17 protein-coding genes and 1 pseudogene are annotated in these 14,482 nt (G+C 64.0%); all 18 read right to left on the bottom strand.

Translation table 11 applies throughout. The features are described 5' to 3' along the window. Positions 1-108: 108 nt before the first annotated feature. Positions 109-1,086 (bottom strand): flagellin N-terminal helical domain-containing protein, encoded by a 978-nt coding sequence (locus Amn_RS21550; RefSeq protein WP_286291746.1) that lies wholly within the window; start codon positions 1,084-1,086, stop codon positions 109-111. Between the two features lie 290 nt (positions 1,087-1,376). Continuing rightward, positions 1,377-2,360: a flagellin N-terminal helical domain-containing protein gene (locus Amn_RS21545; protein ID WP_067958538.1), complete on the bottom strand. Its 984-nt coding sequence runs from the start codon at positions 2,358-2,360 to the stop codon at positions 1,377-1,379. A gap of 296 nt (positions 2,361-2,656) precedes the next feature. Next, positions 2,657-2,791, bottom strand: a pseudogene (locus tag Amn_RS21540) (flagellin); the annotation flags it as partial. Positions 2,792-2,821: 30 nt separating this feature from the next. Continuing rightward, positions 2,822-3,919 (bottom strand): flagellin N-terminal helical domain-containing protein, encoded by a 1,098-nt coding sequence (locus Amn_RS21535; protein ID WP_067958540.1) that lies wholly within the window; start codon positions 3,917-3,919, stop codon positions 2,822-2,824. 258 nt (positions 3,920-4,177) lie between these two features. Further along, a complete protein-coding gene (locus Amn_RS21530) occupies positions 4,178-5,170 on the bottom strand; it encodes a flagellin N-terminal helical domain-containing protein (RefSeq protein ID WP_067958545.1) in 993 nt (330 codons plus the stop codon). Positions 5,171-5,463: 293 nt separating this feature from the next. Beyond that, positions 5,464-6,195 carry a flagellar type III secretion system pore protein FliP gene (gene fliP, locus Amn_RS21525; protein WP_067958555.1) on the bottom strand — a complete coding sequence of 244 codons (732 nt, stop codon included), beginning with the start codon at positions 6,193-6,195 and terminating at the stop codon, positions 5,464-5,466. After that, positions 6,192-6,701: a flagellar basal body-associated FliL family protein gene (locus Amn_RS21520; RefSeq protein WP_067958562.1), complete on the bottom strand. Its 510-nt coding sequence runs from the start codon at positions 6,699-6,701 to the stop codon at positions 6,192-6,194. Before Amn_RS21520 ends, fliP begins: the two co-directional genes overlap by 4 nt. 9 nt (positions 6,702-6,710) lie before the next feature. Continuing rightward, on the bottom strand, positions 6,711-7,415 hold the full coding sequence (gene flgH, locus Amn_RS21515) for a flagellar basal body L-ring protein FlgH (protein ID WP_067958564.1): 705 nt from the start codon (positions 7,413-7,415) through the stop codon (positions 6,711-6,713). Then, on the bottom strand, positions 7,412-7,996 hold the full coding sequence (locus tag Amn_RS21510) for a MotE family protein (RefSeq protein WP_154386450.1): 585 nt from the start codon (positions 7,994-7,996) through the stop codon (positions 7,412-7,414). The genes flgH and Amn_RS21510 overlap by 4 nt, the downstream gene beginning before the upstream one ends. Before the next feature lie 9 nt (positions 7,997-8,005). Further along, positions 8,006-9,283: a flagellar basal body P-ring protein FlgI gene (locus Amn_RS21505; protein WP_067958568.1), complete on the bottom strand. Its 1,278-nt coding sequence runs from the start codon at positions 9,281-9,283 to the stop codon at positions 8,006-8,008. Next, a complete protein-coding gene (gene flgA / locus Amn_RS21500; protein ID WP_246340990.1) occupies positions 9,280-9,699 on the bottom strand; it encodes a flagellar basal body P-ring formation chaperone FlgA in 420 nt (139 codons plus the stop codon). Before flgA ends, Amn_RS21505 begins: the two co-directional genes overlap by 4 nt. 59 nt (positions 9,700-9,758) lie before the next feature. Beyond that, positions 9,759-10,547: a flagellar basal-body rod protein FlgG gene (flgG, locus tag Amn_RS21495; protein WP_067958571.1), complete on the bottom strand. Its 789-nt coding sequence runs from the start codon at positions 10,545-10,547 to the stop codon at positions 9,759-9,761. A gap of 11 nt (positions 10,548-10,558) precedes the next feature. After that, the gene (gene fliE / locus Amn_RS21490; RefSeq protein ID WP_067958573.1) at positions 10,559-10,873 is read right to left on the bottom strand and encodes a flagellar hook-basal body complex protein FliE; all 315 of its coding nucleotides are present in this window, start codon (positions 10,871-10,873) and stop codon (positions 10,559-10,561) included. After that, positions 10,873-11,289 carry a flagellar basal body rod protein FlgC gene (gene flgC, locus Amn_RS21485; RefSeq protein WP_067958576.1) on the bottom strand — a complete coding sequence of 139 codons (417 nt, stop codon included), beginning with the start codon at positions 11,287-11,289 and terminating at the stop codon, positions 10,873-10,875. Before flgC ends, fliE begins: the two co-directional genes overlap by 1 nt. Positions 11,290-11,294: 5 nt before the next feature. Further along, positions 11,295-11,675: a flagellar basal body rod protein FlgB gene (flgB, locus tag Amn_RS21480; RefSeq protein WP_067958577.1), complete on the bottom strand. Its 381-nt coding sequence runs from the start codon at positions 11,673-11,675 to the stop codon at positions 11,295-11,297. 70 nt (positions 11,676-11,745) lie between these two features. After that, positions 11,746-12,375, bottom strand: a complete 630-nt coding sequence (locus tag Amn_RS21475) for a hypothetical protein (RefSeq protein WP_286291731.1) — start codon at positions 12,373-12,375, stop codon at positions 11,746-11,748. Next, on the bottom strand, positions 12,359-13,759 hold the full coding sequence (gene fliI, locus Amn_RS21470; protein WP_067958590.1) for a flagellar protein export ATPase FliI: 1,401 nt from the start codon (positions 13,757-13,759) through the stop codon (positions 12,359-12,361). Before fliI ends, Amn_RS21475 begins: the two co-directional genes overlap by 17 nt. Continuing rightward, positions 13,760-14,482, bottom strand: a complete 723-nt coding sequence (gene flgF, locus Amn_RS21465; protein ID WP_067958594.1) for a flagellar basal-body rod protein FlgF — start codon at positions 14,480-14,482, stop codon at positions 13,760-13,762.

The following is a 14,482-nucleotide window of genomic DNA, read 5'->3' as shown; positions in this document are numbered from 1 at the left end:
CGGCGCCGCCAGGCGAGGAGAAGGCGGCGGACAGGGCAAAATGAAATCGGGCCGCACCCATGGGGTACGGCCCGATTTCACGACTGGAGATGTTTTGGCGCCGGGGCATCAGCCCTTGAACAGCGACATGATCGACTGCGAGTTGCCGTTGGCGATCGACAGCGCCTGAATACCGAGCTGCTGCTGGACCTGGAGGGCCTGCAGACGGGTCGATTCCTTGTTCATGTCGGCATCGACGAGCTGGCCCACACCGCGATCGATGGAGTCCATCAGGCTCGAGGTGAAGGCCTTCTGCAACTCGATGCGGCTCTTGGCAGCGCCGAGGTTGGTAGCGGCCGTCGTCATTTCCTTGAGTGCTGCTTCGACAACGCCAAGCTGCTTGGTGAGCTGCGCATCGGAGTAGCCTTTGACCGAAACTGTCATGACCGAGTAGGTGTCGGTTGCGGCATCGGTGCCGGGGGTCGGGGCGGACAGGGCGGCACGGACGCCGGTGGTGCCGAGACGCTGGCCATCCAGGATGCCGGTCTTGATGGCGGCAGCACCGCCGGTCTCGAACAGCTTGATGTCATCGACCTTGACGTCGATGGTCGACACAGAAGCGGAGCCGGCGCCGTCGCGGTTGAAGGCGGAGACGATCTTGACGTCGTCGGCTGCGGTTGCCGCAGCACCGCTCTTGACCGAGAGCATGTTGGTACCGGAGAAGGTGGCGCCGTCGGAATAGGCCTGGAGCTGCTTCTGGAGGGCCTTGATCTCGGTGTCGATCTTTTCCTTGTCGGCAGCCGATGCGCCGTTGGCGGCGACCAGCTTGACCTTGATGTCGTTGAGCGTGTCGATGGCCTTGTTCATGCCGGTATAGGCGGTGTCGACCTTCGAAGCGCCGAGGCCAAGCGAATCCTGCACGGTCGAGAGCGCCTTGTTGTCCGAACGCATGGTGGTTGCGATCGACCAGTAGGCCGCGTTGTCGAAAGCTTCAGCAACGCGCAGACCTGTGGCGATGCGGCCCTGGGTGGTGCTCAGCGACTTGTTGGTGGCGGAAAGCGTCTGCAGCGCCGTCATTGCCGACGCGTTGGTGTTGATGCTGGACATGGGAATTACGCCCCTAGGAAAAAGCAATACTGGAACATACCGGATCGACCGGTATGGCGGCGTGGCATCATGCCTATGATCGCCAAGAAGGGGTCACCCGCCATGCCAAGGACTATCGCATCTTAACCTTACCGAACTGCTAACAACCGTATGAGGTTCGTTTGTTAGAACATTGAAATATTTGGAGTTTCCTCGATCTTTCAGCGCGACAACACGGGTGCGGACCCAAACGCAAGCGGGCCGCACTGAGGTGCGGCCCGCTCTGATGCAAAATGCCAGAGACGATTCGATCAGCCGCGGAACAGCGACATGATCGACTGCGAGTTGCCGTTGGCGATCGACAGCGCCTGGATGCCGAGCTGCTGCTGGACCTGGAGGGCCTGCAGACGAGTCGATTCCTTGTTCATGTCGGCATCGACGAGCTGGCCGACGCCGCGATCGATGGAGTCCATCAAGCTCGAGGTGAACGACTTCTGCAGCTCGATGCGGCTCTTGGCGGCGCCGAGGTCGGTGGCGGCCGTGTTCATGTCCTTGAGCGCGCTTTCGACAACGCCGAGCATCTGGGTCAGCTGCTGGTCGTTGGCGAACAGCGTGCCGTCCGTCAGCTTCATCGTGGCGACCTGGAAGGTGTCGGCGGCATCGTAAGTGCCGAGGGTGACGGCATTGGCCGTGCCTTCGACGCCAGCAGAGGTACGCTCGGAGTCGAGAATGCCCTTGCCGGTGGTGGCGACGCCAGTGCCGGCTTCATAAAGCTTGATGCTCTCGACCTTGATGTCGATGGTCGAGATCGAGGCCGTGCCCGATGCATCGCGGTTGAAGGCCGAAACGACCTTGACGTCGGGAGAAGCGGCGGCGCCGCTGTTGACCGACAGCATGTTGGTGCCGGAGAAGGTCGCGCCGTCAGCATAGGACTTGAGCTGGTCCTGCAGGGCCTTCACTTCGGTCTGGATCTTGGCCTTGTCGGCGTTCGACGCGCCATTGGCGGCGACGAGCTTGACCTTGATCTCGTTGAGCGTGTCGATGGCCTTGTTCATGCCGGTGTAGGCGGTGTCGACCTTCGACGCGCCGAGGCCGAGCGAATCCTGGACCGTCGACAGGGCCTTGTTGTCCGAACGCATGGTGGTGGCGATCGACCAGTAAGCGGCGTTGTCGGAAGCTTCCGCGACGCGGAGACCCGTTGCGATACGGCCCTGGGTGGTGTTGAGAGCTTTGTTGGTGGCAGACAGGGTCTGCAGCGCGGTCATTGCCGACGCGTTGGTATTGATGCTGGACATGGGAAAATACGCCCCGAAAAAACAACAAAAAACAGGGACATACCGGACCGACCGGTATGGCGGAGCGGCATCATGCCCATGATCGTTGTCGATCACCCGCCATGAAGCATCAATGTCGTATAGACATTTCTAAAACTCTAACTTTCGAGAAAATGGCCGATTAACCAACGCCGATTTGTAGAATATTTGGCTGACCGGGCTGCCCGGTGGCGTGTCGAGCGGAAGAAGATCCGAAATAAAAATGGGCCGCACCGAAGTGCAGCCCATTTTCCCAAGATGTGCCTGAGACGGTTCGATCAGCCGCGGAACAGCGACATGATCGACTGCGAGTTGCCATTGGCGATCGACAGCGCCTGGATACCGAGCTGCTGCTGGACCTGGAGGGCCTGCAGACGGGTCGATTCCTTGTTCATGTCGGCATCGACGAGCTGTTTTCCCAAGATGTGCCTGAGACGGTTCGATCAGCCGCGGAACAGCGACATGATCGACTGCGAGTTGCCGTTGGCGATCGACAGCGCCTGGATGCCGAGCTGCTGCTGGACCTGGAGGGCCTGCAGACGGGTCGATTCCTTGTTCATGTCGGCATCGACGAGCTGGCCGACGCCGCGATCGATGGAGTCCATCAGGCTCGAGGTGAAGGCCTTCTGCAGCTCGATGCGGCTCTTGGCAGCGCCGAGGTTGGTTGCAGCGGTCGTCATCGACTTGAGCGCGCCTTCGACCTTGCTCAGCATCGAGCCGATGAAGGCGTCGGTGACGCCGGCAGCGGTGATGTCGAGGTTGGCGACGGAGACGCCAGCGATGGACGTAGCCGTGCCGTCAGCTGCTGCGGCCGCGGTTGCGGCAGCCGTCGCCGATGCGGTGTCGGTGCCGCCACCTGCCACCGAGGCAGCATAGGCGCTGTCGTAGGCAGTCTGGGCAGCCTTTGAGCTCCAGATTGCGGTCTGGCGGTCGAGGATACCGGCGTTCTTGACGTTGGCCGGGGTGCCGGCACCCGAATCATAGAGCTTGATGCCTTCGACGTTGACGTCGATGGTCGAGATCGACGCGGTGCCCGACGCGTCGCGGTTGAAGGCCGAAACGATCTTGGCATCCTGCTGGACACCGGTGTCGGCGGCTGCTGCGGCGCCCGCGGCGTTCTTGTCGGAGGCAACCGAGAGGTAGTTGGCACCCGAGAAGGTCGCGCCGTCGGCATAGGCCTTCAGCTGGCCCTGCAGCGCCTTGATTTCGGTCTGGATCTTGGCCTTGTCGGCGGCAGACGCGCCGTTGGCGGCGACCAGCTTGACCTTGATGTCATTGAGCGTGTCGATGGCCTTGTTCATGCCGGTGTAGGCGGTGTCGACCTTCGACGCGCCGAGGCCGAGCGAATCCTGAACGGTGGAAAGCGCCTTGTTGTCCGAACGCATGGTGGTGGCGATCGACCAGTAGGCGGCGTTGTCGGAGGCTTCTGCAACGCGGAGACCCGTGGCGATACGGCCCTGGGTGACGTTGAGCGACTTGTTGGTGGCTGCAAGCGTCTGCAGCGCCGTCATTGCTGACGCGTTGGTATTGATGCTGGACATGGGAATTACGCCCCTAGGAAATGCAAAGGTACAGGGACATACCGGATCGACCGGTATGGCGGAGCGGCATCATGCCCATGATCCCCGAGGGATCACCCGCCATGCCGGGTAATCTCTCCGATACTCCCTACCAAATCGCTAAGCGTTAGAAACATTGCGGATAATCTTGGGATTTATTTTGAATGCTCCGGGCAGACGCAAAACGGGCCGCACCTGAGGTGCGGCCCGTCCTGATACGGAATGCCTGAGACGGTTCGGTCAGCCGCGGAACAGCGACATGATCGACTGCGAGTTGCCATTCGCAATCGACAGCGCCTGGATGCCGAGCTGCTGCTGGACCTGGAGGGCCTGCAGGCGGGTCGATTCCTTGTTCATGTCGGCATCGACGAGCTGGCCGACGCCGCGGTCGATCGAGTCCATCAGGCTGGACGTAAAGGCCTTCTGCAGCTCGATGCGGCTCTTGGCGGCGCCGAGGTTGGTGGCGGCAGTCGTCATTTCCTTCAGCGCGCCTTCGACAACGCCGAGCATGGCGCCGATCTGGGTATCGCTGAAGCCCTTAACCGAAAGCGTCGCCACGGTGTAGGTGTCGGTGCCGACAGCGGCAGCGCCGGCCGTCGGGTTCGAGGCGGCAGCGACGCGCGCGCCGGTGCCGAGGCGGTGTGCATCGAGGATACCATCGGTCAGGCCGGTGGAGGCAGCCGAGGCGTCATAGAGCTTGATGTCCTGAACCTTGACGTCGATGGTCGAGATCGAGGCCGTGCCCGATGCATCGCGGTTGAAGGCCGAAACGATCTTGACGTCGTCGGCGGTGCCGGCGACGGCATGGCCGGTCGTCGTGTCGACCGAAAGCATGTTCGAGCCCGAGAAGGTGGCGCCGTCGGCATAGGCCTTCAGCTGGCTCTGCAGCGCCTTGATTTCGGTGTCGATCTTTTCCTTGTCGGCAGCCGAAGCGCCGTTGGCGGCGACCAGCTTGACCTTGATGTCATTGAGCGTGTCGATGGCCTTGTTCATGCCGGTGTAGGCGGTGTCGACCTTCGACGCGCCGAGGCCGAGCGAATCCTGAACGGTGGAAAGCGCCTTGTTGTCCGAACGCATGGTGGTGGCGATCGACCAGTAGGCGGCGTTGTCGGAGGCTTCTGCAACGCGGAGACCCGTGGCGATACGGCCCTGGGTGACGTTGAGCGACTTGTTGGTGGCTGCAAGCGTCTGCAGCGCCGTCATTGCTGACGCGTTGGTATTGATGCTGGACATGGGAATTACGCCCCTAGGAAATGCAAAGGTACAGGGACATACCGGATCGACCGGTATGGCGGAGCGGCATCATGCCCATGATCTCTCCGTGAGGATCACCCGCCATGCCCGGCAATCTCCACGATAGAAGCTACCAAAGGTCTAAGCGGTATGGTTAACGCGCATTAACTTGCTGATTTTCCCGGGATTTGTGCGCGCCCCAAAAACACGTTGGCCGCAGTTCGCGCAAAGCGGACTGCGGCCGTCATCCCGGATTCCGGTGATGGCGCGCCCGCAAGCGGACGCGCGGTGATCTAGGTGAAAGATCGAACGAGGCTGCCGACGAGCAGGTTCCAGCCGTCGATGAGCACGAAGAACAATATCTTGAATGGCAACGACACCACTGTCGGCGGCAGCATCATCATGCCCATCGCCATGGTGATGGTGGCGACGATCAGGTCGATGACGAGGAAGGGCAGCACGATCAGGAAGCCGATCTCGAAGCCGCGGCGGATTTCGGAGATCATGAAGGCCGGGACCAGGATGCGCAGGTCGACCTTGTCTTCCGACACCGTCTGGCCGCGTTCGCGGGCGAGGTCGGCGAACAGGCTGAAGTCCTTGTCGCGGACATTGCGCATCATGAAGGTGCGGAACGGGTCGGAAATGCGGTCGACAGCTTCAACCTGGGTGATCTGGTTGTCCATCAGCGGCTTGACGCCGTTCTGCCAGGCCTGATCGAAGGTCGGCGCCATGACGTAGAAGGTCATGAACAAAGACAGCGAGATCAGGATCAGGTTGGCCGGCGTCGACTGCAAGCCGATGCCGGTGCGCAGGATCGAGAAGGCGATGACGAAGCGGGTGAAGCTGGTCACCATGATCAGCAGGCCCGGTGCCACCGAAAGCACGGTGAGCAGGCCGAACATCTGGATGATGTAACCGATGGTGGCGCCATCGGTGTTGCCGAGCTGGCTCAGGTCGAGCTGCTGCGCGCTCGCCGGCGCAATTGCGCCAGCGAGGATGGCTGCGGTGGCCAGGAACTTTTTCATTCGAAGAGCAACGTTCTGATCAGCACTTCCTTGACGTGGCCATCGCTGCGGATCGCGGCGCGTTCGTCGAGGTCGGTCTTGAGGTGGCGGAAAGCGCTGGCGCCCTGGACCTGGTGGATCCGGAGCGTGCGCACGTAGGCGAGCAGGTCCTGGTGGACGCGCTCGGCGAGGTCTGCGGATTGCGGCGCGTCGAGCACCAGCGAGACCTCGAGGCGAATCCACATCGTGTCGGGTGCCGCGAGATTGGCGGTGATGGCCGGCAATTGCACCAGAGTGCCTGCAGCTTCGCTGGCCGGACCATGCTCGGCCGGCGCTTCTTCCTTGGCGGCGTGGGCCTTGGGCGCTTCGGGAGCAGCTTGCTCGACAGGTGTGCTCTCGCCCTTGAGGTAGCCACCCGACAGCCAGCCCATGCCGATGGCTCCGACGGTCAGCACCGCCAGGATGCCGAGCTGGACGACCAGCGAGGGGCCGGGCTTCTGGGGGAGGAACTGATCTATGTCTGACATGTCCCGGACCTAGAAGGGGAGGACCTGATCGAGGAACTGCTGGCCGTATGGCGGCTGCTGGACCTCGGTGATGCGGCCGCGGCCACCATAAGAGATGCGGGCTTCGGCGATACGCTCGTAGGGAATAGTGTTTTCCGGACCGATGTCGGACGGACGGACGATGCCGGCGATGGTCAAGACGCGCAGCTCGGCGTTGACGCGCACCTCCTGCGAGCCCCGGATCATCATATTGCCGTTGGGCAGCACGTCGGTGACGACGGCGGCGAGGAGCAGGTTGAGCTTCTCGGACCGCGTGGTGGCGCCGTCGCCGGAATAAATCGACTTGGAGCCGGCGCTGCCATCGCCCTTGCCACCGGTCTTGGCACCGTCCCATTCGACATTGAGGCCAGCGGCAATGGTCCGGTTGGTGACGCGGTTGCGCTCGGACTCGTTCTGGAAACGGGCCCTGTCGTCGATCTCGATCTTGACGGTCAGGATGTCGCCCGGCTGCAGCGCGCGCGGGTCGGTGAACATGCGACTCTGCTTGTCCTGCCACAGCGAAAAGCGCTTCGGCGGTGCGGCAGGCGATTCAGGATAGCGGTACATCGACGAGCTGCCATCCTCGATGCCGGAGCCGACGGCCGACATCGTCGGCTCCTTGCCGATTTCCTTGAGGTTGGAGCCACAGCCGGCAAGGCTGGCCATGGCTGCGGCGAGGAGGGCTTTTCTGATCATGTGGGGTCTTCCCGGCGTGCGGCGCTCGCGATGATGCGGGTCAGTTCCGCCGCGACCTTGCTTTCCATTTCATTCAGGATGACGCTCGCCTTGCGCGCGTCGAGCTTCATCATGATGGCGGCGGCGAGGTCGGTGTTCATCACCGCCAGGCGCTCGGCGGCGGCATCGGGCTTCATGCGTGAATAGATCTGGACGACACCTTCCTCGGCGCGGGCGAGGAAGACCTCGCGGCGCTTCAGCCAGGTTTCGTATTCGGTCTTGCGCTCCTCGAGCAGGGCGATGCGCTTGTCGACCTCGGCCTGCAGCTTCTTCAACTCCTCGGCCTGCAACTGGTAACGGCGGTCGCGGGCAGCGTCGGCAATGTTGGAACAGAAGCGCTCGACCTCGCTCTGTTCGACCGGCGGCACGGCAGCCTCGACGGGTTCCTTCGGGGCCTCGCGCTCGATGACCCGCGTCGGCGTGCCCTGGACCACGGGCGCCTTCGGCGCGGCCTGTTCGGCGGATGCGGCACCGGCAAAGACGACGCCGAGTGCTGCCGCGGCAAGTGCGTGGCGACGGATGTGCGAGAGGGCGTTGGTCATGGCCATGGCTTACTGGACCACCAGGTCGGCCTGCAGCGCGCCTGCCGACTTGATGCCCTGGAGGATTGCGATGATGCCATCCGGCTTGACGCCGAGGCGATTGAGGCCGGCGACCAGCGTCTGCAGATCCGGGCCGTCGAGCAAGGCGAGCTTGGAATCGGCACGCTCTGTCTCGATGACGGTAGCATCTTCGACCGCAGTTTCGCCGCGCGAGAACGGCTCGGGCTGGACGACGCGCGGCTGCTCGGTGATGCGAACCGTGAGCGTGCCGTGGCTGATCGCGACGCGCGAGATCTTGACCTCGTTGCCGATGACGATGGTGCCGGTACGCTCGTCGACGACGACCCGCGCGGGGACGTCCGACATGATCATCAGGTTCTCAAGCTCGGCATAGAAGCGTGCGGTCGAAACGCCTTCGGGCTTGCGGATGACGACGACACGCGAATCCTGCTCGCCAGCGACACGCTTGCCGAAGCGGTGGCGGGCATAGTCGTTGATGGCGTCGGCAATGCGCACCGAGGTCGAGAAGTCAGGATTGAACAGCTGCAGCGTGAGCACGTTCTCGTCGGCGAAGCGGGCCTTGACCTCGCGTTCGACGATGGCACCGTTGGGAACGCGGCCGGAGGTCGGAACGCCTTGCGTGACCTGCTCGGCCTTGCCCTGCGCGTTGAAGCCGGAGACCAGCACCGACCCTTGGGCGACGGCGTAGATCTCGCCATCGGGCGCCTTGAGCGGGGTCATCACAAGTGTGCCACCGGCCAGCGATGAGGCGTCGCCGAGCGAGGAAACGTTGATGTCGATGCGTGCGCCGGCCTGGACGAAGGCCGGCAGGTTGGCGGTGACGATGACGGCGGCAACGTTGCGAACGCGCGCCCGGCCATCCTCGGAGGCGATGCCGAGATTTTCGAGCATGGCGCGGATCGACTGCTCGGTGAAGGGCGAATTGCGCAGGCTGTCGCCCGAGCCGTTCAGGCCGATGACGAGACCGTAACCGACAACCTGGTTGTCGCGGGCTTCCTGGAGCGAGGCGACGTCCTTGATGCGGACATTGACGAGATTGGCGGCGGTGCCCGAATTGAGCGTGGTCTGACGGCCGCCATCGCCCGAGGTGGCGATGAAGTCGCCGTCGCCGCCATTGCCGCCGCCGAATTCGGTTGTGGCGTAACCGCCGGCAGCCGCCTTGCCGCCGGCCTTTAGCTGACCGGCCGGAACGCCATCGGGGCCGTCGGCATAAGCGGTTTGCAGGCCGAACACGGCGATTGCGGCGAGCAACAGTCTACGGATCATATGGCACCCACGCGGATCGAGCCGTCGGCCATGACCGTGCCCGTGAAGACCTTGCCGCTGTCGAGGTTGCGGACCTTGACGACGTCGCCGGCTGCACCTGGCTCGAGCGTCACGGCCGCGGCCGAGATCATCAGCGGGCCGGAGGCGAAGACGACCTGAACGGAAGCGCCGCGGTCGACCAGCCAGGCCTCGCGCAGCGCGGTGATCGGAACATAGCGGCCGGGCAAAAGCGTACGCTTGGCGATGCGGCCGTCGAGCTCGTCGGCCATGGTGGCGACTGCGTCGGGGCGCACCTTGCCCGGCTTGAGGGTGACTTCCTTGAGCGAGGACAAGGCGATCGTCTCGCCGGGATAGATGACGCGGTTGGGAACGAGCACGACCTCCTGGTCGGCAGCCTGCGCTGCGCCGCCAAGCATGGCGAAAGCAAGGACTGCCGAGCGGATGTAGAGGAGGGCGTGCCGTCGCCGCATAATCTTCACCGGATGTTCTTGGAGACGACGGCGGCCATTTCGTCGGCCGCCTGGATGACCTTGGAGTTCATCTCGTAGGCGCGCTGTGCCGAAATCAGCTCGGTGATTTCCTTGACCGGATCGACGTTGGAGCTTTCGAGGTAGCCCTGGCGGATGGTGGCGTAGCCGGGGTCGCCGGGAATGCCGACATTGGCCGCGCCCGACGCTTCGGTTTCGGCGAAGAGATTGTCGCCGAGCGGCGCGAGGCCGGCCTCGTTGGCGAAGTTGGCAAGCGTCAGCTGCCCGAGCGGCTGGAGCGCCGTCTGGTTGTCGAGCCGGGCGAAGACCTGGCCGGAATTGTTGACGATGACCTCGACGGCGTCCTGCGGCACGTTGATCGCTGGGATGACGTTGAAGCCGTCGACGGTGACGAGCTGGCCGGTGGCGTTCTTGTTGAAGGAGCCGGCGCGGGTGTAGAGCGTCTGACCGTCGGCGCCTTCGATCTGGAACCAGCCCTTGCCGGTCAGCGCGAGATCGTACTCGTTGCCGGTGTTGGTCGGCACGCCCTGGATGTGGACGTTGCGCACCGCAGATGTCTTGACGCCGAGGCCGATCGAGACGCCTTCCGGCACGATCGCCGAATTGGCCCGGTTGGGCACGCCCTGGGTGCGGTCGACCTGGTAGAGCAGGTCGGAGAACTCGGCGCGGGCGCGCTTGTAGCCGGTCGTGTTGATGTTCGCGATGTTGTTCGCGATCACCTCGAGATTTGTCTGTTGGGCATTCATGCCCGTGGCGGCAATTGCAAGCGCTTTCATCGGGTTGTTCCTCAGATGCCCATGCGGCTGACTTCGAGATAGGCCGTGACGATCTTGTCGCGGATGGCGACGGCGGCCTGCAGGGCCTGCTCGGCGCTCATCACGGCATCGACAACCTCACGCGTGTCGGCCTTGCCCTGAAGGCCGGAGAGCGACAGCTGCTCGGCCTGGCGCAAGGTGTTGTGCGCTTCGGTCGCTGCGTCGGCGAGGGCGGCGGCGAAGGACGAGGCGACACCGCCGCCTGCCGCAGCCGCGCCGGCCTCGGGCACAACGCTGGTCGGCTTGGACAGTAGCTGGGTGCCGACTGGGCTGATGGAGCCGATCATTACTGATTCCTCATAAGATCAATCGTCATGGAAATGAGTTCGCGCGCCTGCTTGACGACCTGCAGGTTGGCTTCATAGGAGCGGTTGGCCTCGGTCATGTCGGCCATTTCGATGATGACATTGACGTTGGGCATCTTGACGAAACCGGCGGCGTCGGCGGCCTCGTTGCCGGGCTGGAACTCCAGCGGAAAAGCCGTCTGGTCGTGGCCGATCGAGGCGATCTCGACGGTCGAGGCTCCGGTGGCGCGGTCGAGTTCGGCGGCGAAGCTGACGGTCTTGCGACGATAGGGATCGGCGCCCGGCGTGTTGCCGGTCGACTGGGCATTGGCGAGGTTTTCCGAAACGATGCGCAGGCGTTCCGACTGGGCTCCGAGACCGGAACCGGCGACCTTGAGGGCGGCGACGAGCGGATCCATCCCGGTCAGGCCTTCGTGCTCAGCATGATCATGCGGTGGAAGGCCTTGACGATGGCCGTGTTGAGTTCGAACGAGCGGCGGACTTCGCCGGCTTTCATGAGCTCTTCCTCGACGGCAACCGTATTGTCCGAAGGCAGAACGGCGTGCTTGGGATCCTCCGGCCTGATGGCGTAACCGGCTTCAGTGGCGCCGCCGGTGAGGTGGCCCGTCTGGGTCGACGCCATGGCGACGCGCGAACGGTCGAGCACTTTCTCGAAGGGCTCGATGTCGTTGGTCCGATAGCCGGGCGTGTTGGCGTTGGCGACGTTACCGGCGATGGCGTTCTGGCGCACTGAGAGCCAGCGAGCCTGCTGGGCAGCCAGATCGAACAGGTTGACGGGGTCCATGGAAATCTCCGAGCAGATTTCCAAACACTATGGCCTCAGTCTTGCGCGGGCCTTGCGCGGGGCCCGGCCGCTACTGCGCGACCTGGAAGACCTCTTCGCGCGAGGTGACAAGCACCCATTTGCCGTCGCGCTGTTCGATCGATGCAACGCGGCTCGAATCGGGCAGCACGGAGCCGCGTTGCACCACCCAGACACCGGCGTCGTCCTCGACCATGGCGCGGCCATTGGCGATGTGCACGAGCTTGAATTCGATCTTCGGTCCGGGAAAGGGCTGTTCGGCTATGCCGGCAAGACCAGCTTCATCCTTGTTGGGGCGCAGCGAGCCGGTGGCAAACAGGTCGAGCTTCATCGGCGGAATGTCTTCGGCCGTCATCGGCGCGCCGACACGTTCGACCTGCTCGCCCATGACAAGCGGGACCGCCTGGTCGTTCTGACCGCCGCCGGAGAATTTCATCGCCCGGATGCCGAACTTGTCCTGATTGAAGAAGATGTACCAGGGAAACAGCGCGCAGGTGAGCCCGAGTGCGATTCCGAGGGCGGCGATGATGAAATCGCTGCGGTGATCACGCTTTTTCTCGTGCTTCGGCGTGATGGTCAGCGGCCGGCGTTTCAGGCCGAGCCGCTGCATCAGCGTGCGCGGCTCATCCTTGGAGCCGATCATCTCCAGGAATTCGCTTGCCGGGTCATTCCGCCTGAACATGTGTTCTATCCCTGGATTTCAGATGGCGTGCGAGGTCGGAGAACGGATCGAGCGAGGGCCCGTCGGCAGGCGACTGGCCGAGCGCTTCGTAGATTACCGGCACCTGCTTCACGGCGAGGTCGAGGTCGGGATCGGCGCCCGGCTGGTAGGCGCCGAGCAGACGGATGTCGCGCGTGTCCTCGAAGCGCGAGATCAGTGCCTTGAGTTTGCTGACGAGCTGGCGCTGCTCCGGCGTCCAGGCCTTGGAGGCGAGACGGGAGATCGAAGCCAGTGGATTGACCGGCGGATAGCGACCTTGCTCGGCGATGGAACGGTCGAGCACCACGTGGCCATCGAGAATGCCGCGCACGGAATCGGCGACGGGATCGTTGTGGTCGTCGCCGTCGACAAGCACGGAGATGATGGCGGTGATCGATCCCGTGCCCTCCATGCCGGGGCCGGCGCGTTCGAGCAGCTTGGGCAGTTCGGTGAAGACGGAGGCGGGATAGCCGCGCGCCACCGGCGGCTCGCCGGCGCCGATGGCGACCTCGCGCAGGGCATGGGCAAAACGGGTGATGGAATCGAGCACCAGCAGGACGCGGTGGCCCTTGTCGCGGAAATGCTCGGCGACACGCATCGCGGTGTCGGGCGCGCGGCGGCGCATCATCGCGCTCTCGTCCGAGGTGGCGACGACCGCGACCGTCTTGGCCATGGCAGCGACGCCGATGGTGTCTTCGAGGAATTCGCGCACCTCGCGGCCGCGTTCGCCAATCAGGGCGACGACGACGGTGTCGAAGGCATCCGCACCGGCGAGCATGGCAAGCAGCGTCGACTTGCCGACGCCGGAGCCGGCGAAGATGCCCATGCGCTGGCCGAAACACAGCGGGGTGAAGATGTCGATGACGCGGACGCCGGTCAAGAAGCCTGTTTCGACGCGTTGGCGGGCGAGCGCCGCAGGCGGGATCGCTTCGGTGGCATCGTTCCTGGCACTGCGGACCAACGGTGCGCCGCCGTCTATGGGGCGGCCGAGCGCGTCGATGGCGCGGCCGCGCCAGCTCGGATGCGGCGTGATGGCGATCGGCCCACGCGTGAAGACGGCATCGCCGACGCCGACCTCGCCGCTGCTTTCATAAGGCGCCACCAGCACCTCGTCGCGGCCAATCTGCACGATCTCGCCGCGTCGGTTGCGGCCATGGCCACGGTGTTCGACGATGTCGCCGAGGCGCGCGCTGAGCGACAGGCCGCCGACCTTGTAGTGGGTAGATGCGATCTCGGTCACTTGCCCGCCGCGTCTGACCAGCAGGCGGTCGTCGGCGAAGCGGTGCTGGATCCGCTCGAGCGCTTCGAGCCGGTTGTCGTGGACCGCCTGGGGCTCGTCGCGGATGTTGGCCAGCGCGTTGCTCACTTACTTCGAGCCGAGCGTCTTGATGGCGTCGGAGAACGACGCTTCGGTTTGGCGCATCAGAGCGGCGGTGTTCTCGAAGGCGCGCTGCACCATGATGAGCTTGCTCATCTCCTTGATCGGATTGACGTTGGACTCCTCGACGAAGCCCTGGACGATGCCGGCGTCCATGCGGTCGACGACCGGCTCGGGCGCCGTCGGCGGAATGACGCCGGAGTTGCCGTAACGGACGAAATTGGTACCAGGGTTGAACTCATAGAGGCCGATGGCGCCGACGAGGCGTCCGTCCTGGCGCAGCGAGCCGTCGGAACCCGCGGTGGGCGGTCCGGCACGTGGGTCAAGCTGCATCGGCGCGCCGCCGGCGTCGAGCACCGGATGGCCCTCGACGGTGACGAGCTGGCCTTCCGCCGTCATCGAGAAGCGGCCGTCGCGCGTCATCACGACGCCAGCAGGCGTTTCGATACCGAACCATGCGTCGCCGCGAATGGCGAAGTCGAACGGGTTGCCGGTTTCACGCATCGCGCCATGCTGGGTCGACAGGTAGGTATCACCCGGCGAGGTGAAGGAGACGGATTTCGGGCCGAGGCCGGAAACGACGTCCTCGAACTTCACGCCGGTGGCGCGGAAGCCGACGGTCGAGGCGTTGGCGACGTTGTCGGCAATGGTGTTGAGACGCTTTTCCAGAGCCACCTGGGCGGAAAGGGCGACGTAAAGACCGTTCTGCAT

The organism is Aminobacter sp. Y103A, from assembly GCF_030294925.1.
In the GTDB taxonomy this organism is placed as follows: Bacteria; Pseudomonadota; Alphaproteobacteria; order Rhizobiales; family Rhizobiaceae; genus Aminobacter; species Aminobacter ciceronei.
This window is presented reverse-complemented; position numbering and strand designations above follow the sequence as displayed.